Consider the following 24410-nt stretch of genomic DNA (forward strand, 5'->3'; position numbering starts at 1 on the left):
AGATTGAGACGACGATGAGTCAGGCGCAGAACGGTCAGACCGAGGCCGGGCCTGCGGTGCCGCAGACCCGCACCGCCCGCCACCGCCGGATCGTGGACATCCTCAACCGGCAACCAGTGCGCTCCCAGAGCCAGTTGGCGAAGCTGCTGGCAGACGACGGGCTGAGCGTCACCCAGGCGACGCTCTCCCGCGACCTGGACGAGCTGAACGCGGTGAAGATCCGCAACACCGACGGCGACCTCATCTACGCGGTGCCCAGCGAGGGCGGTTTCCGCACTCCGCGCGCACCGCTGGGGGAGTCGGTGAAGGAGGAGCGGATGCGGCGGCTCTCGCAGGAGCTGCTGATCTCCGCGGAGGCCTCCGCCAACCTCGTGGTCCTGCGGACGCCTCCGGGGGCGGCGCAGTTCCTCGCCTCGGCCATCGACCAGGCCGAGCTGCACGACATCCTGGGGACCATCGCCGGCGACGACACGCTGCTGCTGATCAGCCGGGACCCCACGGGGGGACAGGCGCTGGCGGACCACCTGCTGAGGCTGGCGCAGAACGGCCAGTGAGCTCGGCGCGGGGCCGGCCGGACCTCAGCCCAGGCGGGCGGCGAGCCCGTGCGTGCACCTGACCTCGTCGCCCGCCGTGATCAGCAGCGCCTCCACGTCCGGCAACGACTCCAGCCAGGCCAGGCCCTCGCGGGAGCCCATGGCGAACGCGGCCGTCGCCCAGCAGTCCGCCCAGGTCAGGCTGGGGGCGACCACGGTGACCGCGACCAGGTCGGTGACCGCTGACCTGCCGGTGCCCGGGTCGACGATGTGGGCGCCGCGCTCGGCCGTGCCCGATGTCGCCACCGCCAGCTCGCTCGTACCCGCCGCGGAGACCACCGCCGCGAGCCCGCCGGGGCGCAGGGGGTCCGAGACGCCTACGCGCCAGGGCCGCTGCGTGTCGGGGGAGCCGAGCAACTGCACGTCTCCGCCGCCGTTCACGCTGACCCCGCTCACCCCCGCCGCCGCGATCCGCCGGGCGGCCCGTTCGGCGGCCCAGCCCTTGACGATCCCGGTCGGATCCAGGCTCCCCTGGTAGCGCAGGCTGAACCAGCCCTCGCTGACCCGTTCGGCCTCGGCGCCCAGTTCGAGCACCTCGGCGACCTCGGGGTCGCACTCCGCCACGGTCAGCTCGCCGCGCGCCAGGCGGGAGAGCTGGCTGTCGTCGCGGTAGGTGCTGAACACCTCGTCGGCGCGGTGCAGCCCGGCGATCGCCTCGTCCAGGGCCGCCGCCACCGCGTCGGACCGACCGCCGCGCACGTCGAAGGAGAAGACGGTCCCCATGACCTCCTCCGCGTGCCGCACCGCGGCGGGACCCTGCGCCGAACCGGACATGGCCTCAGCCACCCGCCTTGTCGAGTGCCGACTGGAGGGACTTCTTGTAGCCGCCGCTGGTGTAGGTCGCCCCGGAGACGGTGTCGATGTCGGCGCTCTGCGCGGTCACGGCCTCCTGGTTGAGCCTGGGGACGGCGAGGTCGCTCTTCTGGCCGCTGACCCCGCCCTGCGGTGCCTGTACCGTCTCGGCCTTGGTGATCCTGCCGCCGCTGACCGTGATCCGGACCTGCACCGGGCCGTACTGGGTCTGTGCGGCCTCGCCCGTGACGGTACGGGTCTGCGCGGCTTGCGAGCCGGCGGCCCCCGAGGAGGACGAGCCGGAAGGCGAACCGGGGGCTTGCCCGGATGCCGGACCGGAGGCCTGCCCGGATGCCGGACCGGAGGCCTGCCCGGATGCCGGACCGGAGGCCTGCCCGGACGCCGAACTGTCCGCCTTCACCTTGTCGAGTGCCGACTGGAGGGACTTCTTGTAGCCGCCGCTGGTGTAGGTCGCCCCGGAGACGGTGTCGATGTCGGCGCTCTGCGCGGTCACGGCCTCCTGGTTGAGCCTGGGGACGGCCAGATCGCTCTTCTGGCCGCTGACCCCGCCCTGCGGTGCCTGTACCGCCTCCGCCGCGGTGATCCTGCCGCCGCTGACGGTCAGCCGGACCTGCACGTCGCCGTACTGGGTCCGGGCCACGTCGCCGGTCACGGACTGCGTGCCCGTCCGCTGCGCGCCGCTGCCGCCCTGTGGCGACTCCTGCGCCGCCGCGGTCCGTTGCGGCGCCGCGCCGGCCGCCGAGGCGGAGGCCGGGTCGGAGGCCGGCTTCAGCGACAGCAGCAGCACGATGCCGGACACGGTCGCGGCGCCGGCCAGCACGGCACGTCGGATGGGGTGGCTCTTCCTCATCGCCGATGAGCTCCTGAATTCCCGTGAGTCCCGTAAGTCATCTGGTTTCCGCGGCCGTTCCGCGTTCCGTCGCTCACATCTCGAACGACTCGTGATGGATGCGGCGGGCGGGGACACCCGCGCCGCGCAGTGCCTCGTACACCGACTGCGCGAAGCCGGGCGGGCCGCACATGAAGACGTCGTGACGGTCGATGTCGGCGATCTTGCGGCGCAGCGACTCGGCGGAGATGTCGGGGCGCTCCCCGTCCGGGCTGTTCACCGCGTACATCAGCCGGGCGCCGCGCTCGTCGGCGATCTTCGCCAGTTCGCCCCACAGGGCCAGGTCCTGCGTGCTGTTGGCCCGGTACAGCAGCGTGATGTCACCGGCCGCGCCGGGCAGCGTCTCGAACAGCGCCCGCATCGGCGTGATGCCCACCCCGCCCGCCACCAGCAGCACCTTGCCGCGGCTGCGCCGGGACGCGGTCAGCGCGCCGTACGGCCCCTCCGCCCACACCCGGCTTCCGGGGGTGAGTTCGCGCAGCCCGGCGCTGTGGTCGCCGATCGCCTTCACGGTGATGCGCAGCAGGTCCGGACGGGGCGCCGCCGACAGGGAGTACGGGTGGGAGGAGAACCGCATGCCGGGTGCCAGGAACCGCCAGCGGAAGAACTGCCCGGCCTCCGCGCCCATCCGGTGCAGCCTTTTGCCGCCGATCAGCACCGACACGATGCCCGGCGTCTCCTCGATCACCGCCTCCACCCGCATGCGGTGGCGCAGGTTCAGCCGGATCGGGGTGAGGATCCGGTACCAGATCACCAGCGCGGTCACCGCGCCGTACAGGCCGTACCAGAAGGCCCTGGCGGCCGGTTCCACGGCGAAGTCGTTGCCGGTGGTGATCTGGTGCCAGAACGTCAGGAACACCGCGGCATAGGTGAGCAGGTGCACGTGGTACCACGTGTCGTACGGCATCCGACGGCGCACCGGGCCGATCGAGACCAGTCCGACGACCACCAGCAGACCGGTGCCGATCGCGGCCTTGCCCATGTCGGGCAGCTGCTCGACGGACTCGACGGTCTGCGCCACGATGTCGCCGAGCGACTTGCCGCCCAGCAGCGCGTAGCCCCACATGGTGAGGAAGACGTGCGCGAGGACCAGGCACAGCGTGTACCGGCCGGTCATGGCGTGCCAGCGCGCGACCCGGTCGGAGCCCACCCGCCGCTCCAGGGCCGGCACCCGCGCCATCTGGAGCACGACCAGCGCCATGAGGTAGCCGGCGAGCAGGCCGGTGATCCGGCCCGCGTTCAGGACCCTCCCGGCGGTGCCGTCGATGGACGGGGTGTTCATCCACCACAGCCAGACGACGCCCGCCGCGCCCGCCCAGACGGCGGTCAGCAGCGGGACGGCGGGGGAGCGGCGCGGCCGGATGCGGCGCATCGTCTGGCGCCGGGCGGCGCGGCCTCCTGCGAGCGTGCTGGTCACGGTTCCTCCGCGGACGGGGTCAAGGGCGGCGGCGTGGTCCCTTGGCCCTGGAATACGTGCCACGGCGGCCCCGCGTTCAGTGTCCGGTCGAGGTTCAGCTCCGGGCCGCGTCCAGCGCGGACTGGAGCGAGCGGCGGTATCCGTCACTGGTGTACGTCGCCCCCGAGACGGTGTCGATGCTCGCGCTCTGCGCGGTCAGCGTCTCCCTGCGCAGCTGGGGGATGGCGTAGCCGCTGATCTCCCGGTCCCGCGGGTTGTCCGAGGGCTGGGCGAGCGCCGTCACGTCGGTGATCCGGCCGTCGACGAGCGTGACCCGCACCTGGACCGGACCCCAGCGGGTCTGCACCGTCTCACCGGTGACGGACCTGGTACCGGTGGACCGGCCGGCCCCGCCGGTCCCGCCGGACGTGCTGGAACCGCTGGACGGGGCCGGCGCGGGATCCGCGGCGATCTGCGGCGGCGTGTGCGGCTTGAGCGACAGCAGCATCACCAGTCCGGAGACGGTGGCGGCGCTCGCCAGCACGACGCGGCGCAGCGGACGGTTCTTCCTCAGCGCGTGCAACAGGGCCTCACAGCTCGAACGACTCGTGGTGGATACGGCGGTCCGGAACCCCGGCGGCGCGCAGCACCTCGTACAGGTCCCGGGCGAAGGCGTGCGGACCGCAGAGGTACACGTCGTGCCCGGCCAGGTCGGGGACGGCCGCGCTCAGGGACTCCGCGGTGAGGCGGGGGCGTTCGCCGCGCGGGCCGTTGAGCGCGCACAGCACCCGGGCCCCGCGCCCGCGCGCTATGGCCTCCAACTCACCGCCCAGGGCGAGGTCTTCGGCCGTACGTGCCCGGTACAGCAGGGTGACGTCACCGGGCAGCGTCTCGAACAGCGCCCGCAGCGGCGTGATACCGACCCCGGCAGCGATCAGCAGGGACTTGTGCGAGGAGCGCCGGTCGGCGGTCATCGACCCGTAGGGGCCCTCCGCCCACACCCGGGTGCCCGGCCGCAGCAGCGGCACGGCCGCGCTGTGGTCGCCGAGCGCCTTCACCGTGATGCGCAGCAGGTCCGGGCGGGGCGGTGCCGACAGGGAGTACGGCGTCGACGTCCAGGCCATGCCCTCGGCGAGGAACCGCCAGCGGAAGAACTGCCCCGGCAGCGCGCCCAGTTCGTCCAGCCGGTGGCCGCGCACGACGACGGAGTACACGCCCGGCGCCTCCTTGTGGACCAGCTCGACCCGCATCCGGTGGCGCAGGTTGAGCCGTACCGGGACCAGGATCCGGAACCACACCACCAGGGCCGCGACGCCCAGGTACAGCGCGTACCAGGCCGCCGTGGCCAGGACGTGACCGGTGAACTCGGCGCCCAGCGCCACCTGGTGGCCGAAGGCCAGGAAGACGGCGGCGTAGGTGAGCAGGTGCGTGTAGTACCAGAACTCGTGACCGGTCCGGCGGCGCACCGCGCGCGCCGAGGTGACGCCGACGGCGAAGAGGATCACGGTCCCGGCGGTGGCCTTCAGCATCTCCGGGTAGTCCAGCACCACCGTGACCGCCTCGCGCAGAACGGAGAAGCCGTCCTGCGCGGCGTACCCGGCGAGGATCAGCACCACGTGCACGACCAGCAGGCACACCGTGTAGCGGCCGGCCATCGCGTGCCAGCGCGCCACCCGGTCCGAGCCGATCCGGCGCTCCAGCAGCGGCACCCGCGCCATCAGGCCCACCAGCACCGCGCAGGCGTACCCGCACAGCAGGCCCGCGATCCGCCCGGCGCCGGTCAGCCAGCCCGCCGCGCCCACGACGGAGGCGGTGTCGAACCACCACAGGAGGACCACCGCGGCCGCACCGGACCACAGCAGCGCCAGCACCGCGCCCGCCGGGGAGCGCCGGGGCGCCAGTGGCACGGGCGGTGCCGCCCGCCGCTCGTACACCGTGGTCATCCGCTCTCCCGTCCCTTCGCCGGTCCAGGACGCCACTGTGCGGGGCGAACCTCTGAGGAAGCTCTGAGCCGCGGGCAGAGTGGGCCCACTCACAGAAAACTCAGAGGGTCCTCCCTCGCCGTCCGGGCCGGGGACCGGCGATGCTGGAGGGGCCATGAACACCTTCCGCCCGAGCCCTCCCGGCCTGCCCGCCCTCACCCGCCTCGACGGCACCCCCGTGCGCGTCCTCGTCGTCGACGACGACCCCGACCTCGCCGAAGTGCTCTGCGGAGCCCTGCGCTACCAGGGCTGGGAGGTGCGCGCCGCGGGCGACGGGGCCTCGGCCGTCGCCGCGGCGCGCGAGGTGCGGCCCGACGCCGTCGTCCTCGACGTGATGCTCCCGGACACCGACGGATTCGCCGTGCTGCGTGAGCTGCACGCCGCGCAGCCGGACGTCTGTGTGCTCTTCCTCACGGCGCGGGACGCGGTGGAGGACCGTGTCGCGGGGATCACCGCGGGCGGCGACGACTACGTGACCAAGCCGTTCAGCCTGGAGGAGGTGGTCGCCCGGCTGCGCGGACTGCTGCGCCGCGCCGGCATGGCCCGGCAGCCGGCGGACGGCCCGCGGCTGACCGTGGGCGACCTGGTCATGGACGAGGACGCCCGCGAGGTCACCCGGGCGGGAGAGCTGATCGAGCTGTCCCCGACCGAGTTCGAGTTGCTGCGCTTCCTGATGCAGAACCCGCGCCGGGTGCTGAGCAAGGCGCAGATCCTCGACCGTGTGTGGTCCTACGACTTCGGCGGCCAGGCCCATGTGGTGGAGCTGTACATCTCGTACCTGCGCAAGAAGGTGGACGCCGGCCGCGAGCCCATGATCCACACGGTGCGCGGGGCCGGGTACGTGCTGAAGCCGGCGGTACGGTGACCGTGCCGCGGCGGGCGATGGCAACGCGGACACCGCGGCTGCCCCGGCCGCGCACCCTGCGGGCCCGGCTCACCTTCGGCCTGGTGGTGCTGCTGGCCGTCGGCTGCGCCGCCGTCGGCGTGGCCGCGGTCCTCGAACTGGACGGCTTCCTCACCGGCCGGATCGACCAGCAGCTCCAGCAGGCCGGTCCGGGCTTCCCGGAGAGCCTGGAGCACGGCACCGTCACGCCCGCCAAGCCCTCGGACCACGACGGCGACGAGCGCGGCGACACCCGCCGCCAGGCCGCCGGCACCTTCGGTGCGCGGCTCCTCGGCGGCACGGTGACCCACGCGGCCATGGTCCCCTCCGAGTCACGTCCCGGCTTCGACGTCACCCTCACCGGCGCCGACCGCGGGGCGCTGGCCGCGCTCCCGGTGGACCGCGGCGGGCGCACGGTGCGCCTGTCCGACCTGGGTGAGTACCGGCTGGCGGCCTGGCCGGGCCGGGACGGCGACGTGCTGGTCACCGGGCTGCCGATGGCGCCGGTGCGGGCCGCGGTCCACCGCCTCGAACTGGTCGCGGGGATCGTCTCCGCCCTGGCCCTGGCCGTCGCCGGGGTCGCGGGCGCCCTGTGGGTGCGCTGGTCGCTGCGGCCGCTGACCCGGGTCGCGGAAACCGCCGCCCGGGTCAGCGAGCTGCCGCTCGCCAGCGGCGAGGTGACGCTGCCGCCCCGCGCGCCGCGCGCCGACCCGCGCAGCGAGGTCGGGCGGGTCGGCGCCGCCTTCAACCGGATGCTCCACCACGTCGAGGACGCGCTGACCAAACGGCACGCCAGCGAGGAGCGGCTGCGCGGATTCGCCGCCGACGCCAGCCACGAACTGCGCACCCCGGTCGCCACGGTGCGCGGCCACGCCGAGCTCGCCCTGCTGCACCCGGGGCCGGTGCCGCCCGAGGTCACCCGGGCCCTGGAACGCATCGCCGCCGAGTCCGCGCGCATGGGCGAGATGGTCGACGAGATGCTGCTCCTGGCCCGGCTGGACGCCGGGCGTCCCCTGGACCGCCACCCGGTCGACCTGACCCGACTGGTCCTGGACGCGGTGACGGACGCCCGGGCCGCGGGTCCGGAGCACCGCTGGACGCTGGAGCTGCCGGAGGAACCGGTGACGGTGACCGGTGACGCGCACCGGCTCCAGCAGGTGCTGGCCAACCTGCTGGCCAACGCGCGTGCGCACACGCCCGCGGGCACCAAGGTGACGGTGTCCCTGGACCTGGAGTGCGACCGGGAGGCGGACCCGGAGAGCGCCGCCACGGCCGTGCTGCGGGTGCACGACGACGGGCCCGGCGTCCCCGAGGAGGTCCAGCCCGGTGTCTTCGAGCGCTTCACCCGGGCCGACCGCCGCCGCACCGACTCCTTCGGCGGCGCCGGGGCCGGCCTGGGCCTGTCGATCGTGGCCGCCGTGACGGAGGCCCACGGCGGCGGTGTCGGTCTGGACAGCCGCCCCGGCTCCACGGCCTTCACCGTCCGGCTGCCGGCGGGTGGCGTCCAGGATCTTCCGCCCGGATCACGCCGGGCTCGCAAGCCTGATCCGGCCTGATCCGGCCTGATCCGGCCTGATCCGGACGAAAGCCCCTGAGTCGGTAACGGCTGATCGCGGTCGCGCCGCCCGCCGTGCCGATCGCGATGTGCGGCCGGCGCGCGGGATCCGCCCACGCCAGGATCCGCCGCATGGCCTCACGCGGCACCGGCACACAGCCGGCCGTCGCCCCGGGCCCGTTGACGTGCAGGAAGATGCCCGCCCCCCGGCCGCGCACCGGACGGGAGTGGTTGAACCCGATGACAAGCGCGTGCGCGTACTGCCTCGGGTACGCCACCAGGTGCTCGGACTCGGTGGCCCGGCAGTCCGCGGGGCGCGGCTGGGTCCAGCGGTTGCAGGAACGCGAGCCGTTGTCCTGGCACGACCAGGAGTCCGGGCCCACCCGCCGGTACCGCAGCCGGGTCCCGCCCGGCGCGGACTGGACGCCGAAGGCGAACGGCAGGTGGTACAGCCCGGTCGGCGTCGTGTACGTCTCCTGCCGCCGCTCCATGCCCTCGACGAGCCCCTTCGCGCCGAACCGGGCCGGCGCCGAACCGGCCCGCACCCAGCGTCCGCCGTGCAGGTCCCACCACGTGACGGTGCCCGACGTGGCTCCGGCGCGGGCCGCCTGAGCGGTGATCAGCTGGGAGCCGCCGCCGGTGTCCCGCATCCGCGCCGGCAGCGGCACCACCTCGCCCGCGGGCGCGGCACCGAGAGCGAGGAGGGACAGGGCGGCGAGGAGCGCGGCGACACCGGGGCGCATGGCTCAGACCGTGGACGGCGGCAGCGGCAACGGCAGTCCGGGCAGTCCGTCCAGGCTGGTGGCCACGTGCTCCTTCCTGGTGAAGTAGTCGCTCAGCGAGGCGTCGTCCTCGCGCGCGAAGCGCCTGCCGTGCAGATCGCGGTCCGCCTCGTACGCCATGAAGGGGACCGCGTATCCGCAGGTGTCCCGCACCAGTTCGGCGTGTACGACGATGATCGCGCGAAGCCCGTGGGCGGCCGGATCGATGTCGGGGAAACGGGCGAGGAGTTCACCGAAGCGAGGGTCGTCGCGGAAGACGGGCTCGCCCCGGCCGTGGACGCGCACGATGCTGGGCGGGCCCTGGAAGGCGCACCACATCAGGGTGATCCGGCCGTTCTCACGCAGGTGGGCGATGGTCTCCGCGTTGGACCCGGCGAAGTCCAGGTAGGCCACGGTGTGCTCGTCGAGCACCGCGAAGGAGCCCTTGAGGCCCTTGGGGGAGAGGTTGACCGTGCCGTCGCCGGAGAGCGGGGCGGTCGCGGTGAAGAAGAGGGGCTGCCGCTCGATGAACGTGCGCAGCCTGCCGTCTATGCGCTCATACGTCTTTCCCATGTCCAACGATTATCCGGGAAAGTTCTTTCGCCTGTCTAAGGAATTGCGGCCTCCTCAGGGCCCACCGTGGCCGCCCCGGCCGGCGCTTCCTCGGGGCGGCCACGGCTGCCTGTCACCTCACGGGGTGAGGTGCAGGCGGCCGGGGGCAGGCGCCCGGGGTCCGGCGGCCGGGGCGCCCGTGTTCGCCGGGAGATACGCGGAAGCGGTTGCGCTCGTTCAGGGAGTGACGGGCGAGTTCCGAAAGCACCTTGCGAATCCCCTGGTGCCGCGACGCGCCCCGGATGAGATTGACGAACCATGCAGAGTTCTGCATACTCATGCATATCAGCGAATGCAGTGTGAGGAGAATCCCGTGACCGAGCGCGTCGTACTCGCCTACTCGGGCGGTCTGGACACCTCCGTCGCCATCGGCTGGATCGCCGAGGAGACGGGCGCCGAGGTCATCGCCGTTGCGGTCGACGTCGGCCAGGGCGGCGAGGACCTGGACGTCATCCGCAAGCGCGCGCTCGCCTGCGGTGCCGTCGAGGCAGAGGTCGCCGACGCCAAGGACGAGTTCGCCGACGAGTACTGCCTCCCGGCGATCAAGGCCAACGCCCTCTACATGGACCGCTACCCGTTGGTCTCCGCGCTGTCGCGGCCGACGATCGTCAAGCACCTGGTCGCCGCCGCCCAGAAGCACGGCGCCGGCATCGTCGCCCACGGCTGCACCGGCAAGGGCAACGACCAGGTCCGCTTCGAGGCCGGCATCGTCGCCCTGGCCCCCGACCTGAAGTGCATCGCCCCGGTCCGCGACTACGCGATGACCCGGGACAAGGCCATCGCGTTCTGCGAGGAGAAGAACCTCCCGATCGCGACCACCAAGAAGTCCCCGTACTCCATCGACCAGAACGTCTTCGGCCGCGCCGTGGAGACCGGCTTCCTCGAGGACATCTGGAACGCGCCGATCGAGGACATCTACGAGTACACCCAGAACCCGGCCGTCGCCCGTGAGGCCGACGAGGTGATCATCACCTTCAAGGAGGGCGTCCCGGTCGCCATCGACGGCAAGCCCGTCTCCGTCCTCCAGGCCATCCAGCAGCTCAACGAGCGCGCCGGCGCCCAGGGCATCGGCCGGATCGACATGGTCGAGGACCGCCTCGTCGGCATCAAGTCCCGCGAGGTGTACGAGGCTCCCGGCGCGATCGCCCTGATCACCGCCCACCAGGAGCTGGAGAACGTCACGGTCGAGCGTGAACTCGCCCGCTACAAGCGGCAGGTCGAGCAGCGCTGGGGCGAACTGGTCTACGACGGCCAGTGGTTCTCCCCGCTCAAGCGCGCCCTGGACGGCTTCATCAACGAGGCCAACCAGCACGTCTCCGGCGACGTCCGCATGACCCTGCACGGCGGCCGCGCGGTCGTCACGGGCCGGCGCTCCCAGGAGTCGCTGTACGACTTCAACCTCGCCACCTACGACACCGGCGACACCTTCGACCAGTCCGCCGCCAAGGGCTTCATCGACATCTACAGCCTGTCGTCGCAGATCGCCGCACGGCGCGACCTGGCCTAGGGGGCTTTCGTCCGGATCATGCAGGGCTCGATCCAGACGAAAGACCCTGGGCCCCGACCCGGCGCGGACCTCGCGTCACGGCGCCGGGTCGCCTCGCACGCACTAGCCTGACAACCGCCTCCTCACTCACGGGTGGGGAGGCGGTCGCGCACATCGCCATCTCCGAGGAGCAACGCAGTGAGCAGCAACAGCGGTGACGTACGGCTCTGGGGCGGCCGTTTCGCCGACGGCCCCGCCGAGGCCCTGGCGAAGCTGTCCGCGTCCGTCCACTTCGACTGGCGCCTCGCGCCCTACGACATCGCCGGCTCCCGCGCCCACGCGCGCGTGCTCCACAAGGCCGGGCTGCTCACGGACGACGAACTGCGGCGCATGCTGGCCGGCCTCGACCAGCTGGAGGCGGACGTCGCCGACGGCTCCTTCACCGGCACCGTCGCCGACGAGGACGTGCACACCGCCCTGGAACGCGGACTGCTGGAGCGCCTCGGCGCCGACCTCGGCGGCAAGCTGCGCGCCGGCCGGTCCCGCAACGACCAGGTCGCCACCCTCTTCCGCATGTACCTGCGCGACCACGCCAGGATCATCGGCGGCCTGATCGCCGACCTCCAGGACGCGCTCATCGGCCTGGCCGAGGCCCACCCGGACGTGGCCATGCCCGGCCGCACCCACCTCCAGCACGCCCAGCCGGTCCTGTTCGCCCACCACGTCCTCGCGCACGTCCAGTCCCTGTCGCGGGACGCCGAGCGGCTGCGCCAGTGGGACGTGCGGACGGCCGTGTCGCCGTACGGCTCCGGCGCCCTGGCCGGTTCCTCCCTCGGCCTGGACCCGGAGGCGGTGGCGCGGGACCTCGGCTTCGAGCGCGGCAGCGCCGGCAACTCCATCGACGGCACGGCCTCCCGGGACTTCGTCGCGGAGTTCGCCTTCGTCACCGCGATGATCGGTGTGAACCTCTCCCGGATCGCCGAGGAGGTCATCATCTGGAACACGAAGGAGTTCTCCTTCGTGACCCTGCACGACGCCTTCTCCACCGGCTCGTCGATCATGCCGCAGAAGAAGAACCCGGACATCGCCGAGCTGGCGCGCGGCAAGTCCGGCCGGCTGATCGGAAACCTGACCGGGCTGCTCGCCACCCTGAAGGCCCTGCCGCTGGCGTACAACCGCGACCTCCAGGAGGACAAGGAACCCGTCTTCGACTCCTGCGACCAGCTGGAGGTCCTGCTGCCGGCCTTCACCGGCATGATGGCCACGCTCACCGTGCACCGCGAGCGCATGGAGGAGCTGGCCCCGGCCGGCTTCTCGCTGGCCACCGACATCGCCGAGTGGCTGGTCAAGCGGGGCGTGCCGTTCCGGGTGGCGCACGAGGTCGCCGGCGAGTGCGTGAAGGCCGCCGAGGCCGAGGGCAAGGAACTCGACGAGCTGACCGACGAGCAGTTCGCCAAGATCTCCGCCCATCTGACGCCCGAGGTGCGCACCGTCCTCAACGTCCCCGGCGCCCTCGCCTCCCGCAGCGGCCGCGGCGGCACCGCCCCGAGCGCGGTCGCCGTCCAGCTCGCCGAGGTCAAGGCGGACGTGGCGGCGCAGCACCAGTGGGCGGACGCCCGGAAGTAGTTCGCCGGCCTTCGGGGCCTCGCGGGTTACGTTGGTCCACAGCCGTAAGGAAGCGACCGAACGGAGCCCGCGATGCCCTTCGCCCGACTGGCCTCGGCCACGACCCCCACGTGCCACATCGGACTGGGACTCGCCGCCGTCGGGCGTCCGGGTTACATCAACCTCGGCCGTGAGAGGGACCTCCCGGCCGACCGCACCGTGGACGCCCTGCGCGAGCGCACCCACGAACTCCTGGACGCCGCCTACGCCCAGGGCGTCCGCTACGTGGACGCCGCCCGCTCCTACGGCCGCGCCGAGGAGTTCCTCGCCGGCTGGCTCAGGGCCCGCCCCGACGCCGACGACGTCGTCGTCGGGAGCAAGTGGGGCTACACCTACACCGCGAACTGGACCACCGACGCCGACCGGCACGAGGTCAAGGACCACAGCCTCGCCACCTACGAGCGGCAGCGCGCCGAGACCGCCGGACTGCTCGGCGACCGGCTCGACCTGTACCAGATCCACTCGCTGACCCCGGACAGCCCGGCGCTCACCGACAAGGAACTGCACGCCAGGCTCGCCGAGGCCGCCGCGGACGGCCTCACGATCGGCTTCTCCACCAGCGGACCCGCCCAGGCCGACACCGTCCGGGCCGCGCTCGGCGTGACGGTCGGCGGCGCCCCCCTCTTCCGTACCGTCCAGTCGACGTACAACGCCCTGGAGACCTCCGCCGGTCCCGCCCTCGCCGAGGCGCACGACGCCGGACTGACGGTGATCGTCAAGGAGGGCATGGCCAACGGCCGGCTCGCCGAGCCGTACGCCCCCGAGGCGCTCAAGGCGGTCGCCCGGGAGACGGGCCTGGGCTGCGACGCGGTCGCCCTCGCCCTGATCCTGCGCAGCCCCTGGGCCGGTGTGGTCCTCTCCGGCGCCGCCACCCCCGGCCAGCTCGCCTCCAACCTGCACGCCCCCGCCGTCGACCTCGACGAGGACCAGCTCACCCGCCTCGACGCGCTGGCCGAGGAGCCGCGGGCCTACTGGGAGCGGCGCGGGCAGCTGCCCTGGCACTGAGCGCCCACGGCACCCTCCTCCAGCACGAGCCGTGAGACACACATGCCTAATATGAGACAGCGTTGTCTCATCTGGAGTATCGTTGTCTCATGGCTGTCGATCGTGACCACGTGCTGCGCAGCGCAGCCACCCTGCTCACCCACAAGTCCACCGCCACCATGGACGAGGTCGCCAAGGCGGCCGGGATCAGCCGGGCCACGCTGCACCGCCATTTCGCCGGACGCGACTCGCTCGTCAGGGCGCTGGAGGCGCTCGGCATCGCCGAGTGCGAGGCCGCCCTCGACGCGGCCCGTCTGGGGGAGGGGCCGGCGGGCGACGCCGTACGGCGCCTGGTCCGCGAGATCGAACCGGCGGCCGGGCTGCTCTCCTTCCTCTACACGGAGAACCAGCTGTTCGAGGGCGAGGAGCAGAACGAGGGCTGGGCGCGGCTCGACGAGCGCATCTCCGAGGTCTTCCGGCGCGGCCAGCTCAGCGGCGAGATCCGTATCGACCTCACCCCCGCCTGGCTCACCGAGGCCCTCTTCGGCCTCATCGCCTCCGGCGCCTACGTCGTACTGAGCGGCAAGGTCGCCCCCAAGGACTTCCACCACATGATCGCCGAGCTGCTGCTCGGCGGTGCACTGCGCACGGACACTTCACGGAACGAGGAATCATGACCAGCACCCTGCAGCCGGCTCGTGCGGCGGAGGTGGAGCAGCGTCCGGGCCGCTGGCTCGCGCTCTCCGTCCTCGTGCTCGCCGTGCTGCTGGTGGCCGTCGACGCGACCGTCCTCGGTCTCGCGACCCCCTTCATCAGTGAGGACCTCAGGCCTTCGGGCACCCAGCTGCTGTGGATCGGCGACGTCTACTCCTTCGTCATCGCCGGTCTGCTCGTCTCGATGGGCAGCCTCGGCGACCGCATCGGCCGCAAGCGCATCCTGCTCGGCGGAGCCACCGCGTTCGGCGCGGTCTCCGTGCTCAACGCCTACGCCGCCACGCCGGACATGATGATCCTGGCGCGGGCGCTGCTCGGTGTCGCGGGCGCCACCCTGATGCCCGCCACGCTCGCCCTGATCCGCAACCTCTTCCACGACCCGCGCGAGCGCAGCCTCGCCGTCGGCATCTGGGGCGCCACCGCCTCCGGCGGCACGGCCGTCGGCCCGATCGTGGGCGGCCTGCTGCTCGAGCACTTCTGGTGGGGCTCGGTCTTCCTGATCAACCTGCCCGTGATGGCGGTCCTCGTCCTGGTCGGCATCAAGACCCTGCCCGAGTCCCGCAACCCCGACCCGGGCCCGTGGGACCTGGCGAGCGTCGTGCTGTCGCTGGTCGGCGTGATCGGCGTCGTCTACGCGGTCAAGGAGGCCGCGGCGCGAGGGTTCACCTGGCCGGTCCTGGCCACGGGTCTGCTGGGCGCGGCCGCGCTGTACGGATTCGTCCGCCGCCAGCTCACGCTGCCGAAGCCGCTGCTGGACATGCGGCTCTTCCGCAGCCGGGGGTTCTCCGGCGCCGTCCTCGCCGATCTGCTGACCGTGCTCGGCATGTCCGGTCTGGTGTTCTTCCTGTCCCAGTACCTGCAACTCGTGCAGGGCAGGCGGCCGTTCGAGGCAGGCCTGTTCGAACTGCCCGCCGCCGTGGGCGCGGTGGCGGCCGGACTGCTCGCCGGGCGGGCGGCAAGGCGCTTCTCGGTGCGGACCGTGGTCTCCGGCTCACTGGCTGCCATCGGTCTGGGGCTGGCCGCGCTGACGACGCTCAGCGGGACCACCGGCTACCCGCTGCTGGGCACGTCCCTGCTGGTGGTCGGTGTCGGTGCCGGCTTCTCCTTCACGGTGACCGCCGACGTGATCCTGTCCAGCGTGCCCAAGGAGCAGGCGGGCGCCGCCTCGGCGGTCTCCGAGACGGCGTACGAACTGGGCGCGGCCCTCGGCATCGCCCTGCTGGGCTCCATCGTGACCGGCGTCTACCGGGGCTTCACCGGTCCGGAGGGCACACCGTCCGCCGCCCGCGAGTCGCTGGGCGGCGCGGTCGAGGTGGCGGCGGGCCTGCCGGCGCGGACCTCCGAGGCCCTGCTGCACGCGGCCAGGGAGTCCTTCGTCCACGGCCTGCACCTGGCGTCGGGAGCGGGAGCGGCGGTACTGCTGGCAACGGCACTGGCGGCGTGGTTCCTGCTGAAGGGCCAGAAGCTCTGAACCCCGGGCGGGCGGCGCGGCGGAGCGACGGCGGTCGACCTTCGCCGCCGTCGTCGCGGCCCCGTCCGCCGGAGCCCGGCGCGCCGGCCGGCGCGCGGAACACCGCTCCCGGCGCGCGGAACACCGCTCCCGGCGGGCGGAACACCGCCGACGAGGCGGGCGGCGCTGGTACGACGGCGGCGCGGGCGGTGCCGGTACGACAGGGACGCGGGCGGTGCCGGGACAAGCCTGCACGGCGCGATGGCGACCGGCCACGGTGGACCCGCGGCCGTCGGTGCCCCGCCGGACCGCCCGAGACCTGGCTAGGCCGCCTTCGCCTTGGTCGCGTACATGTCGACGTACTCCTGCCCGGACAGCCGCATGACCTCCGCCATCACCGAGTCGGTCACGGCTCGCAGGACGTACCGGTCCCGGTCCATGCCCTCGTACCGGGAGAACTCCATCGGTTCGCCGAAGCGGACGGTGACGCGGCCGGGCCGGGGCAGACCCGAGCCACCCGGCTGGAGCTTGTCGGTGCCGATCATGGCGAACGGGACCACGGGCGCCCCGGTCATCAGGGTGAGCCGGGCGATGCCGGTGCGGCCGCGGTAGAGGCGGCCGTCGGGGGAGCGGGTGCCCTCCGGGTAGATGCCGAACATCCTGCCTTCCTCCAGCACCCGGCGGCCGGTCATCAGCGCGGCCACACCGCCCCGGCCGCCGTCACGGTCGACCGGGATCATGCCGACGCCGGTGAAGAACCAGGCCATCAGCCGGCCCTTGAAGCCCTTCCCGGTGACGTACTCGTCCTTGCCGATGAAGAAGACCTGGCGGTCGCAGACCAGCGGCAGGATCATCGAGTCGATGAAGGTCAGGTGGTTGCCGGCCAGGATCACCGGGCCGTCGCCCGGAATCCGCTCCGCGCCCTCCACCTGTGGGCGGAACATCAGGCGCATGATCGGGCCGAGCACTGCCTTGATGAGCGCGAAGCGGGACAACGGGCCCTCCGGTGTCTGGAGATGTCGAGGGATTGTTCATGAGTCTGTGCAGGTGAGGACGATACTCGCGGCCCGGGGCCGAATGCACATCGGGCTCACCGCCTCTTACACACTGTTGACATACGTTTACCTGCGACGGAGGTACGTTTCGCGCCGTTGACCCGAACGGAACGATGTGATGGAGGTCGCTCGCCGTCCGGGGGCGGAGAACGGGATGTCCGTCGTGGTCGCCTTCGTCGTGCCGCTCGTGGTGCCGGGCGCGGCCGTGGCGGTTCCGGTCCGCGGGGACCGGCGGCGGTCCGCGGGCCGTGACACACCGCGGCCCGAGGCGGCGGCACCCGGACCGCGTGACGCGCGCGGCGGCGCCCGTGCCGTACGCCACTTCGCCCCGTTCGGCGGATCGGCCGTACCAGGGGCCGCGACGACCGCCACTGAGTGCGTCTTCCCGGGCCGGCCCGGGTCATGCCGACGGACCGTCACCCGTTCGGCGGGCGGCGCCCCTTGTGTCCCGTACGGCCTCCGACGACACCCGGCGTCACGCCGGTGTTCGCCGCGCGGTCTCCCGTCCGTCATCGGTGCCCACCTACGATCGGCGCGCACGGACGACACGAGACCAGGAGGCGGTCATGGGTACGCGGGAGTCGGACGAGCAGGGACGCGGTACCGGACGCCGGGCCGTACTCGGGGCCGCGGTGCTGGGCGCGGGCGGCGCGGTCCTCGGACTGCCCGGCGCGGCCGGAGCCGTTCAGGGCGGAGCCGGCGGCAGGAAGGGCGGCGGGCTGAAGAGCCTGCCCGTGCCGACGATCGTCGGCCACCGGGGCGCCAGCGGCTACCGGCCCGAGCACACCTTCGGCTCCTACGACCTGGCACTCGACCTCGGCGCCCATGTCGTCGAGGCCGGTGACCTGGTGCCGACGAAGGACGGTCACCTCGTGTGCCGGCACGAGCCGGAGATCGGCGGCACCACGGACGTCGCCGACCACCCCGAGTTCGCCGCCCGCAGGACCACCAAGACCCTGGACGGGGTGCCCACCACCGGCTGGTTCACCGAGGACTTCACCCTCGCCGAGCTGAAGACGCTGCGCGCGATCGAACGCATCCCGGCCAACCGTCCCCACAACACCCTCTACAACGGCCGCTGGGAGATCCCCACCTTCGAAGAGGTCCTGAAGTGGCAGGACGAGCAGACCCGCAAGCGCGGCCGGCAGGTGTGGATCTACCCCGAGACCAAGCACCCGACGTACTTCCGCAAGCTGGGCCTCGGCCTGGAGGAGCGGGTCGCCGCGCTGCTGCGCAAGTACGGCAAGGACAAGAAGGACTCCCCGGTGATCCTCCAGTCCTTCGAGCCGAGCAGCGTCCAGCGGCTGGACCGGCTGGTCGGCAATCCGCTCGTGGTGCTGCTGTCGGACGCCCGCAGCCGCCCCTGGGACTTCGTCGAGGCGCGCGATCCGCGCACGGTCGCCGACCTGATCTCGCCCAAGGGCCTGAAGGAGATCGCCTCCTACGCGCAGGGCATCGGCCCGACCGTCGACCTGGTCATCCCCAAGGACGCCGACGGCAACCTCACCCGGCCGAGCACGCTGGTCCGGGACGCGCACGCCGCGGGTCTGATCCTGCACCCGTACACCGCCCGCAACGAGAACCCGTTCCTGCCGCCCGCGTTCCGCAAGGGCAACGCCGCCGACGCCTACGGTGACGTCTTCGCCGTGTTCCAGGCCTACTTCGCCACCGGCATCGACGGCATCTTCACCGACAACGCCGACACCGGACTGCTCGCCCGCGAGGACTTCCTGAGCGGCCGGCACGCCAACCGCTGAATTTCGTCGCCCCGTTCGGGGCGACCCACGGCCGTCCCGGCAGCCCGCGCCGGGACGGCCGCGTCGTGTCACGACGGGCACCGCGGTCGCCAGCGGACCCCACCCCCCACTGGAGGGCGGGTGAGTTGGGTATCTCACAAGACAGCACGGGCCCGGAACATGCCAGTTGTCCGGGATGTCCGCGACGATTGCGCGCACCGGAGGTTGCGGCCCGCGAAGCACGGGGATAGGAGTGGGGGACGACCGGTGATCAAGTGAGCGGGAGGCGTGCGCACATGGGCATGAGCGTGACCATCTCTGCGGCGGCCGAACAGGACGCGGAGCAGATCTTCAGGTTGCAGTACCTGTGCTTCCAGAGTGAGGCCGCGCTGTACGGCAACTACCGCATCGACCCGCTCGTCGAGAGCCTCGACTCGATCCGTCACGAGCTGACCGCGGACTGCGTCTTCGTGGCGCGGCTCGGCGACGAGGTGGTCGGCTCGGTGCGCGGCGGGGTGGCCGAGGACGGCGCGGCCCTCATCAGCAAGCTCTGCGTCCACCCGCGCCTCCAGGGGCACGGGATCGGTGCCCGGCTGCTGCGCGCGGCCGAGGCCGCGCTGGCCGCGGAGCGCGGCGCCACCAGGTTCCGGCTGCACACGGGTCACCGCAGCGAGGGCAACCTGCGCCTGTACCGGCGCGTGGGCTACCAGGTGGTCGGCACCTCCCAGGGCGCCGACGGCGTACCGATGATCATCCTGGAGAAGCCGGAGGGCAGCTACGCGGCGACCGCCTAGCGCGGCCGCGGACCGGCTCAGGCCGCTTGCGGCTGCTGCTTCCGCGCCTTGCGCAGCCAGTACAGGGCCGACAGCGGAAGCAGCACCGGGATGAAGACGTAGCCCCGGCCGTAGTCCGACCACACGGTCGCGTCCGGGAAGGCGGACTTGTCGAGGAGCGTCCACGTGCCGACCGTCAGCACGCCCACCAGCTCGGCGACGCAGCACGCCAGCGCGGCCCTGCGCGCCTTCTCCCCGCCGCGCACCAGCGAGTACGTGATGAAGCCGTACACGACTCCGGCGACCGCGGACAGCGAGTAGGCGAGCGGCGCCCGGTCGAACTCGGTGGCGATCTGGTAGGCCGAGCGCGACACCGCGCCGACGACCATCACGCCGTACAGCCAGACCAGCAGCGTGCCCGGACCGCTGACGAGCCGTGCCCCGGCCGGCTTCTCCTCCACGGCGCTCATCTCACCTTCCCCAGATGTCATAGAGCCGCACCTCCAGGACGGCGAGGACCACTCCGCCCGCCGCCGCCGTCACCGAACCCCAGCGCGTCCGCTCGGTCAGCGACATGAGCCCGGCCGCCGGGACGCACGCGAAGGCTCCCAGCAGATAGGCGAGGAAGATCGTCGTCCCCTGTGCCGGCTTCTCGCCCCGCGCCAGCGCCACGACCCCGACCACCAGCTGGACCAGGGCGAGCAGCGACACCACCGCCATCCCGATGAAGTGCCAGTCCTTCGTGGGCTGGTCACGGTAGGCCGCCCAGCCGCACCAGGCGGCGAGCAGCAGCGCGGCGACGCCGGTCACCAGCGTCAGGGCATCAAGCATGCTGCGACCTTATTACGGGGCGAACGCCCCGCCGCGCCCGGCCCGGCCCCGCGGGACCCGGTGCCCGCCGGTGCGGCTTCCCCGGTGCGGCGCCGTGGCGTTGGCCACAGTCCGGCGTTCCCCGCGCCTGCCCCCGGCCGTACGGACGGACGCTCGCGGGCCTTGTCCGCACTGGTCACAGGCGCCAAACCCCCAGGTCCGCGCCCCATCGCCCAGGTGTCCACGTGCGTCCAGCATGTGGACAACGCTGGCCTCCCGTCCCCGTGGGTCTGGTTTACTGACCGCATGACCACGACGAGCGACCGCATCCCGGCGACCGAGGCGACTGTGTCGCCCGGTGCTCGTTGTATGTGTCCTGTACGTCGAATGTGCGCCTTCTAGAGGGCCCCTGCACCAGTTGAGCCTCGCGCCCCGAAGCGAGAGCCCGCTCATGTCCGCGCCCGCGTCCGGTCCGTCCGGGCGTCCGCGGCCGAGCCACGCCCCCGCGCACACGTTTCTCCCGGTTTGAGCACCTCTGCGAGAGCCGTGCCGCGTTCTGGCGCTCCCCGACCATGAATGCCGTGCCCGGCGCCCACGACGCGCCGCGCACTCGACAGTGACGGAAACCCACGTGATCACCACATCGGGCCTCACCAAGGTCTACAGTTCGCGCGGCCGCGAGATCACCGCGCTCGACGGCGTCGACCTGCACGTCCGCGAAGGCGAGGTGTACGGCGTCATCGGCCAGTCCGGCGCGGGCAAGTCCTCGCTCATCCGCTGCGTCAACCTGCTGGAGCGGCCCACCTCCGGCACGGTCACCGTCGCCGGACAGGACCTCACCGCGCTGGCCGGCCGCGGCCACCGGGCGGGCAAGGACCTGCGGCGGGCCCGCAGCCGGATCGGCATGGTCTTCCAGCACTTCAACCTGCTGTCCTCGCGCACCGTCCAGGACAATGTCGAGCTGCCGCTGGAGATCCTCGGCACGTCCGGGAAGGAACGTTCCAGCAGGGCGCTCGAACTGCTCGACCTCGTCGGTCTCGCCGACAAGGCGCGGGCCTACCCCGCCCAGCTCTCCGGCGGCCAGAAGCAGCGCGTCGGCATCGCCCGCGCCCTCGCCGGCGACCCCAAGGTGCTGCTGTCCGACGAGGCCACCAGCGCCCTCGACCCGGAGACCACCCGCTCCGTCCTCCAGCTGCTGCGCGACCTGAACCGGCAGCTCGGCCTGACCGTCCTGCTCATCACGCACGAGATGGACGTCGTGAAGTCCGTCTGCGACTCGGCGGCACTCATGGAGAACGGACGCATCGTCGAGTCCGGCACGGTGAGCGAACTCCTCGCCACCCCGGGCTCCGAACTGGCCGCCGCGCTCTTCCCGGTCGGTGGGGAGGCCTCCGCCGGCGACCGGACCGTCATCGACGTCACCTTCCACGGTGAGAGCGCCACCCAGCCCGTCATCTCGCAGCTGTCCCGCACCTACAACATCGACATCTCGATCCTCGGCGCGGCCATCGACACCATCGGCGGCCTCCAGGTCGGCCGGATGCGCATCGAACTGCCCGGCCGCTACGAGGACAACGTGGTGCCCATCGGCTTCCTGCGCGAGCAGGGTCTGCAGATCGACGTCGTCGACCACGCCCCGGCCCAGCAGCCGGTACTGGTGAAGGAAGGTGCCAAGTGACCTGGTCCGAGATGCAGCCGCTGCTGTCCCAGGCCTGTTGGGACACCCTCTACATGGTCGGCTGGTCCACGCTCATCGCCGTCGTCGGCGGACTGCCCCTCGGTGTCCTGCTGGTCCTCACCGACCGGGGCGGGCTGCTGCAGAACATCGTCGCCAACAAGGTGATCGGGCAGGTCGTGAACGTCGCCCGCTCGATGCCGTTCATCATCCTGATGGTGGCCCTGATGAGCTTCACCCGCTTCGTCACCGGCACGACGATCGGCCGCGAGGCGGCCATCGTGCCGCTGGCCATCGGCGCCATCCCCTTCTTCGCCCGGCTCGTCGAGACGTCCGTCCGCGAAGTGGACGGCGGGCTGGTCGAGGCCGTCCAGGCGATGGGCGGCAACACCTGGACCATCGTCCGCAAGGCCCTCGTCCCCGAGTCCCTGCCTTCGCTGATCGCCGGCACCACCACCACGATCGTCGCCCTCATCGGCTACTCCGCGATGGCCGGCACCGTCGGCGCCGGCGGCCTCGGCGACATCGCCATCCGCTACGGCTACCAGCGCTTCGACACCCAGCTCATGTGGATCACCGTGGCCATCCTCGCCGTGGTCATCTCGGCCATCCAGTTCGCCGGCGACCTCGCGGCCCGCTCCCTGCACCGCCGCTCCGGCCGCTCCGGCCCCGCGCCGAAGCTGCGGCTGCTGAAGGCCGGGGAGCCCGCGGCCACCGGCGTCGGCAAGGCCGCCTGAAGACCTCCTCCCAGATCTCCCCGTATTTGGGGTCGCACCACCCAAGGAAAGGCACTTTTCGTGCGTAACACCACCAAGATCACCGCCGCTGTCCTCGCCGCCGGAGCCCTCACCCTCGGGCTCACCGCCTGCGGCTCGGAATCCGGCTCCGGCAAGGCCGACGCGAACGCCCCGCTGACGGTCGCCGCCACCCCCACCCCGCAGGGCGAGATCCTCGCCTACGTCAAGGACAACCTGGCGAAGAAGGCCGGCCTGAAGCTGGAGGTCAAGGAGTTCACCGACTACGTGACCCCGAACACGGCCGTCCAGCAGGGTCAGGTCGACGCCAACTACTTCCAGCACAAGCCGTACCTCGACGACTTCAACAAGAAGAACGGCACCGACATCGTGCCGGTCCCCGGCGGCACGGTGCACCTGGAGCCGCTCGGCGTGTACTCCAAGAGCGTCAAGAAGCTGGCCGACCTGAAGAAGGGCGCCACCGTCGCGCTGCCCAACGACACCACCAACGAGGCCCGCGCCCTGAAGCTGCTGGAGGCCAACGGCGTCATCAAGCTGAAGGCCGGCGCCGGATACGACGCGACCCCCAAGGACGTCACCTCCAACCCCAGGAACCTGCAGTTCAAGGAACTGGAGGCGGCCCAGCTGCCGCGCTCCCTCGGTGACGTCGACGCCGCGGTGATCAACGGCAACTACGCGCTGGAGGCCAAGCTCAGCCCGGCCAAGGACGCCATCGCCGCCGAGGCCGCGAAGGGCAACCCGTACGCCAACTTCCTCGCCGTGAAGAAGGGCAACGAGAACGACCCGCGGGTCAAGAAGCTCGCCCAGCTCCTCACCTCGCCCGAGGTGAAGAAGTTCATCGAGGACAAGTACGACGGAGCGGTCGTCCCGGCCTTCTGATCCGCCGGACGCCACCCGCGCGACGCACGAGGTCCGCGCCCTCACCGGGTGGGGGCACCCCCACGCCGTTCAGGCGGTGGGGGAGGACCCCGTCGTGCGGTTCAGTGCTTTCATGCTGCATGCTGGGCAGTTCAGCAGGCCCTGACGGTTCTTCCGAAGGTTACGGAGCGGCGCATGAACAGCACCTTCCCCAACATCTCCATCAGCACGGAGCGGTTGGTGCTGCGTCCCCTCGAGGAGGACGACGCACCCGCCCTGGCCGAGATGATGAACGACGAACAGGTCGCGGCCTGGACCGACGTCCCCCAGCCCTTCACCGAGGACGGGGCCCGCACCTGGATCACCGGGTACGCCCCCGCCGAACGCACCGCCGGCCGGGGCCTGGACCTCGCGGTCACCGAGTTCCTCACCCAGCGGCTGGTCGGCGTCGTCCAGCTGACCAAGGCCGACTGGCACGTGCGGTCCGCCGAGCTGTCGTACATCGTCGCACCCTGGGCACGCGGCGAGGGATATGCCGCGGAGGCCGCGCTCGCCACCGCGCAATGGCTCTTCGGGGACCAGAAGTTCGAACGCATCGAGCTGCGCACGGCCGCCGACAACACCGCCTCCCAGCAGGTCGCCCAGAAGATCGGCTGCATCAGCGAGGGCGTGCTGCGCAACGCCTGCATAGCGCACGTCCGCACCGAGGACGGCACATGGACCGACATGCGCACCGACTTCATCGTGTGGAGCCTGCTGCCGGAGGACCTGGAGGGCGCGGGCGAGCAGCTCGCCGAATCCTGCGGCTACACGTCCTTCTCGGAATGGAACTGAGGCGCCGGGACCCGCGGGCACACCCGCCCCGCCCCGCCCCGCCGCGCACCCGGCAGCTCCACCCGGTACGCTCGCGGAACACGCCCTCGGGCGTCCGTGCCCCGACGACCTGCGCAATCCTGGAGACTGAC

At 72.2% G+C, this 24410-nt stretch carries 23 protein-coding genes and 1 pseudogene; 14 read left to right on the forward strand and 10 right to left on the reverse strand.

Annotated elements, in window-relative coordinates:
- Positions 1 to 14 precede the first annotated feature (14 nt).
- Complete coding sequence (locus tag TNCT6_RS25805) at positions 15 to 554, forward strand: arginine repressor (RefSeq protein ID WP_100567805.1); 540 nt, start codon at positions 15 to 17, stop codon at positions 552 to 554.
- A gap of 24 nt (positions 555 to 578) precedes the next feature.
- On the opposite strand, the gene TNCT6_RS25810 is transcribed toward TNCT6_RS25805, so the two are convergent.
- The 5 genes from TNCT6_RS25810 to TNCT6_RS25830 form a co-directional block, all read right to left on the reverse strand.
- Entirely contained in the window at positions 579 to 1316 is a 738-nt protein-coding gene (locus TNCT6_RS25810) for an FAD:protein FMN transferase (RefSeq protein ID WP_373996248.1), read from the reverse strand.
- A 55-nt stretch (positions 1317 to 1371) separates the two neighbouring features.
- On the reverse strand, positions 1372 to 2256 hold the full coding sequence (locus tag TNCT6_RS25815; RefSeq protein WP_172633019.1) for an FMN-binding protein: 885 nt from the start codon (positions 2254 to 2256) through the stop codon (positions 1372 to 1374).
- A gap of 73 nt (positions 2257 to 2329) precedes the next feature.
- Complete coding sequence (locus TNCT6_RS25820) at positions 2330 to 3712, reverse strand: ferric reductase-like transmembrane domain-containing protein (protein WP_172633020.1); 1383 nt, start codon at positions 3710 to 3712, stop codon at positions 2330 to 2332.
- Between the two features lie 94 nt (positions 3713 to 3806).
- Entirely contained in the window at positions 3807 to 4274 is a 468-nt protein-coding gene (locus TNCT6_RS25825) for an FMN-binding protein (RefSeq protein WP_141362634.1), read from the reverse strand.
- Between the two features lie 7 nt (positions 4275 to 4281).
- On the reverse strand, positions 4282 to 5634 hold the full coding sequence (locus TNCT6_RS25830) for a ferric reductase-like transmembrane domain-containing protein (protein WP_141362636.1): 1353 nt from the start codon (positions 5632 to 5634) through the stop codon (positions 4282 to 4284).
- 154 nt (positions 5635 to 5788) lie between these two features.
- On the opposite strand from TNCT6_RS25830, the gene TNCT6_RS25835 reads away from it, so the two are divergent.
- Together TNCT6_RS25835 and TNCT6_RS25840 are read left to right on the forward strand one after the other, a co-directional pair.
- Positions 5789 to 6538: a response regulator transcription factor gene (locus TNCT6_RS25835; RefSeq protein ID WP_141362638.1), complete on the forward strand. Its 750-nt coding sequence runs from the start codon at positions 5789 to 5791 to the stop codon at positions 6536 to 6538.
- 17 nt (positions 6539 to 6555) lie between these two features.
- On the forward strand, positions 6556 to 8112 hold the full coding sequence (locus tag TNCT6_RS25840; protein WP_141362641.1) for a cell wall metabolism sensor histidine kinase WalK: 1557 nt from the start codon (positions 6556 to 6558) through the stop codon (positions 8110 to 8112).
- Between the two features lie 43 nt (positions 8113 to 8155).
- On the opposite strand, the pseudogene TNCT6_RS25845 reads toward TNCT6_RS25840, so the two are convergent.
- Together TNCT6_RS25845 and TNCT6_RS25850 are read right to left on the reverse strand one after the other, a co-directional pair.
- Positions 8156 to 8854, reverse strand: a pseudogene (locus tag TNCT6_RS25845) (hypothetical protein); the annotation flags it as partial.
- A gap of 3 nt (positions 8855 to 8857) precedes the next feature.
- Positions 8858 to 9445 carry a pyridoxamine 5'-phosphate oxidase family protein gene (locus TNCT6_RS25850; protein ID WP_141362643.1) on the reverse strand — a complete coding sequence of 196 codons (588 nt, stop codon included), beginning with the start codon at positions 9443 to 9445 and terminating at the stop codon, positions 8858 to 8860.
- Between the two features lie 352 nt (positions 9446 to 9797).
- Between TNCT6_RS25850 and TNCT6_RS25855 the strand changes: the two genes are divergently transcribed.
- The 5 genes from TNCT6_RS25855 to TNCT6_RS25875 all read left to right on the forward strand — a co-directional run bounded on the left by TNCT6_RS25855 (position 9798) and on the right by TNCT6_RS25875 (position 15804).
- A complete protein-coding gene (locus TNCT6_RS25855) occupies positions 9798 to 10991 on the forward strand; it encodes an argininosuccinate synthase (protein WP_141362645.1) in 1194 nt (397 codons plus the stop codon).
- A 177-nt stretch (positions 10992 to 11168) separates the two neighbouring features.
- Positions 11169 to 12596, forward strand: a complete 1428-nt coding sequence (gene argH, locus TNCT6_RS25860; protein ID WP_141362647.1) for an argininosuccinate lyase — start codon at positions 11169 to 11171, stop codon at positions 12594 to 12596.
- A 72-nt stretch (positions 12597 to 12668) separates the two neighbouring features.
- Positions 12669 to 13640 carry an aldo/keto reductase gene (locus TNCT6_RS25865; protein WP_141362649.1) on the forward strand — a complete coding sequence of 324 codons (972 nt, stop codon included), beginning with the start codon at positions 12669 to 12671 and terminating at the stop codon, positions 13638 to 13640.
- A gap of 89 nt (positions 13641 to 13729) precedes the next feature.
- Positions 13730 to 14296, forward strand: coding sequence for a TetR/AcrR family transcriptional regulator (locus TNCT6_RS25870; protein ID WP_172633021.1), 567 nt, complete (start codon positions 13730 to 13732; stop codon positions 14294 to 14296).
- The gene (locus tag TNCT6_RS25875) at positions 14293 to 15804 is read left to right on the forward strand and encodes an MFS transporter (RefSeq protein WP_141362653.1); all 1512 of its coding nucleotides are present in this window, start codon (positions 14293 to 14295) and stop codon (positions 15802 to 15804) included. The genes TNCT6_RS25870 and TNCT6_RS25875 overlap by 4 nt, the downstream gene beginning before the upstream one ends.
- A gap of 302 nt (positions 15805 to 16106) precedes the next feature.
- On the opposite strand, the gene TNCT6_RS25880 is transcribed toward TNCT6_RS25875, so the two are convergent.
- Positions 16107 to 16778: a 1-acyl-sn-glycerol-3-phosphate acyltransferase gene (locus TNCT6_RS25880; RefSeq protein ID WP_141362655.1), complete on the reverse strand. Its 672-nt coding sequence runs from the start codon at positions 16776 to 16778 to the stop codon at positions 16107 to 16109.
- A 626-nt stretch (positions 16779 to 17404) separates the two neighbouring features.
- Between TNCT6_RS25880 and TNCT6_RS25885 the strand changes: the two genes are divergently transcribed.
- Together TNCT6_RS25885 and TNCT6_RS25895 are read left to right on the forward strand one after the other, a co-directional pair.
- Positions 17405 to 18595, forward strand: coding sequence for a glycerophosphodiester phosphodiesterase (locus tag TNCT6_RS25885; protein ID WP_141362657.1), 1191 nt, complete (start codon positions 17405 to 17407; stop codon positions 18593 to 18595).
- A gap of 275 nt (positions 18596 to 18870) precedes the next feature.
- Positions 18871 to 19368, forward strand: a complete 498-nt coding sequence (locus TNCT6_RS25895; protein ID WP_141362659.1) for a GNAT family N-acetyltransferase — start codon at positions 18871 to 18873, stop codon at positions 19366 to 19368.
- A gap of 17 nt (positions 19369 to 19385) precedes the next feature.
- On the opposite strand, the gene TNCT6_RS25900 is transcribed toward TNCT6_RS25895, so the two are convergent.
- Positions 19386 to 19817: a hypothetical protein gene (locus TNCT6_RS25900; protein ID WP_141362661.1), complete on the reverse strand. Its 432-nt coding sequence runs from the start codon at positions 19815 to 19817 to the stop codon at positions 19386 to 19388.
- Position 19818: 1 nt separating this feature from the next.
- Positions 19819 to 20178, reverse strand: a complete 360-nt coding sequence (locus TNCT6_RS25905) for a hypothetical protein (RefSeq protein WP_141362663.1) — start codon at positions 20176 to 20178, stop codon at positions 19819 to 19821.
- 610 nt (positions 20179 to 20788) lie between these two features.
- Between TNCT6_RS25905 and TNCT6_RS25910 the strand changes: the two genes are divergently transcribed.
- From TNCT6_RS25910 to TNCT6_RS25925, 4 genes are all read left to right on the forward strand, one after another.
- Positions 20789 to 21835: a methionine ABC transporter ATP-binding protein gene (locus TNCT6_RS25910; RefSeq protein WP_141362665.1), complete on the forward strand. Its 1047-nt coding sequence runs from the start codon at positions 20789 to 20791 to the stop codon at positions 21833 to 21835.
- Positions 21832 to 22569 (forward strand): methionine ABC transporter permease, encoded by a 738-nt coding sequence (locus TNCT6_RS25915; protein ID WP_141362667.1) that lies wholly within the window; start codon positions 21832 to 21834, stop codon positions 22567 to 22569. Before TNCT6_RS25910 ends, TNCT6_RS25915 begins: the two co-directional genes overlap by 4 nt.
- 60 nt (positions 22570 to 22629) lie before the next feature.
- Positions 22630 to 23466: a MetQ/NlpA family ABC transporter substrate-binding protein gene (locus TNCT6_RS25920; protein ID WP_141362669.1), complete on the forward strand. Its 837-nt coding sequence runs from the start codon at positions 22630 to 22632 to the stop codon at positions 23464 to 23466.
- 174 nt (positions 23467 to 23640) lie between these two features.
- Positions 23641 to 24279: a GNAT family N-acetyltransferase gene (locus TNCT6_RS25925; protein ID WP_141362671.1), complete on the forward strand. Its 639-nt coding sequence runs from the start codon at positions 23641 to 23643 to the stop codon at positions 24277 to 24279.
- Positions 24280 to 24410: the final 131 nt, after the last annotated feature.

This window comes from Streptomyces sp. 6-11-2, assembly GCF_006540305.1.
Classification (GTDB): Bacteria; Actinomycetota; Actinomycetes; order Streptomycetales; family Streptomycetaceae; genus Streptomyces.

Bases quoted from the DNA above. Each gene is read 5' to 3' on its own strand.
- TNCT6_RS25805 (WP_100567805.1), top strand. From the start codon at position 15: ATGAGTCAGGCGCAGAACGGTCAGACCGAGGCCGGGCCTGCGGTGCCG.
- TNCT6_RS25810 (WP_373996248.1), bottom strand. From the start codon at position 1,316: ATGGGGACCGTCTTCTCCTTCGACGTGCGCGGCGGTCGGTCCGACGCG.
- TNCT6_RS25815 (WP_172633019.1), bottom strand. From the start codon at position 2,256: ATGAGGAAGAGCCACCCCATCCGACGTGCCGTGCTGGCCGGCGCCGCG.
- TNCT6_RS25830 (WP_141362636.1), bottom strand. From the start codon at position 5,634: ATGACCACGGTGTACGAGCGGCGGGCGGCACCGCCCGTGCCACTGGCG.
- TNCT6_RS25835 (WP_141362638.1), top strand. From the start codon at position 5,789: ATGAACACCTTCCGCCCGAGCCCTCCCGGCCTGCCCGCCCTCACCCGC.
- TNCT6_RS25840 (WP_141362641.1), top strand. From the start codon at position 6,556: ATGGCAACGCGGACACCGCGGCTGCCCCGGCCGCGCACCCTGCGGGCC.
- TNCT6_RS25850 (WP_141362643.1), bottom strand. From the start codon at position 9,445: ATGGGAAAGACGTATGAGCGCATAGACGGCAGGCTGCGCACGTTCATC.
- TNCT6_RS25865 (WP_141362649.1), top strand. From the start codon at position 12,669: ATGCCCTTCGCCCGACTGGCCTCGGCCACGACCCCCACGTGCCACATC.
- TNCT6_RS25870 (WP_172633021.1), top strand. From the start codon at position 13,730: ATGGCTGTCGATCGTGACCACGTGCTGCGCAGCGCAGCCACCCTGCTC.
- TNCT6_RS25875 (WP_141362653.1), top strand. From the start codon at position 14,293: ATGACCAGCACCCTGCAGCCGGCTCGTGCGGCGGAGGTGGAGCAGCGT.
- TNCT6_RS25885 (WP_141362657.1), top strand. From the start codon at position 17,405: ATGGGTACGCGGGAGTCGGACGAGCAGGGACGCGGTACCGGACGCCGG.
- TNCT6_RS25895 (WP_141362659.1), top strand. From the start codon at position 18,871: ATGGGCATGAGCGTGACCATCTCTGCGGCGGCCGAACAGGACGCGGAG.
- TNCT6_RS25900 (WP_141362661.1), bottom strand. From the start codon at position 19,817: ATGAGCGCCGTGGAGGAGAAGCCGGCCGGGGCACGGCTCGTCAGCGGT.
- TNCT6_RS25905 (WP_141362663.1), bottom strand. From the start codon at position 20,178: ATGCTTGATGCCCTGACGCTGGTGACCGGCGTCGCCGCGCTGCTGCTC.
- TNCT6_RS25925 (WP_141362671.1), top strand. From the start codon at position 23,641: ATGAACAGCACCTTCCCCAACATCTCCATCAGCACGGAGCGGTTGGTG.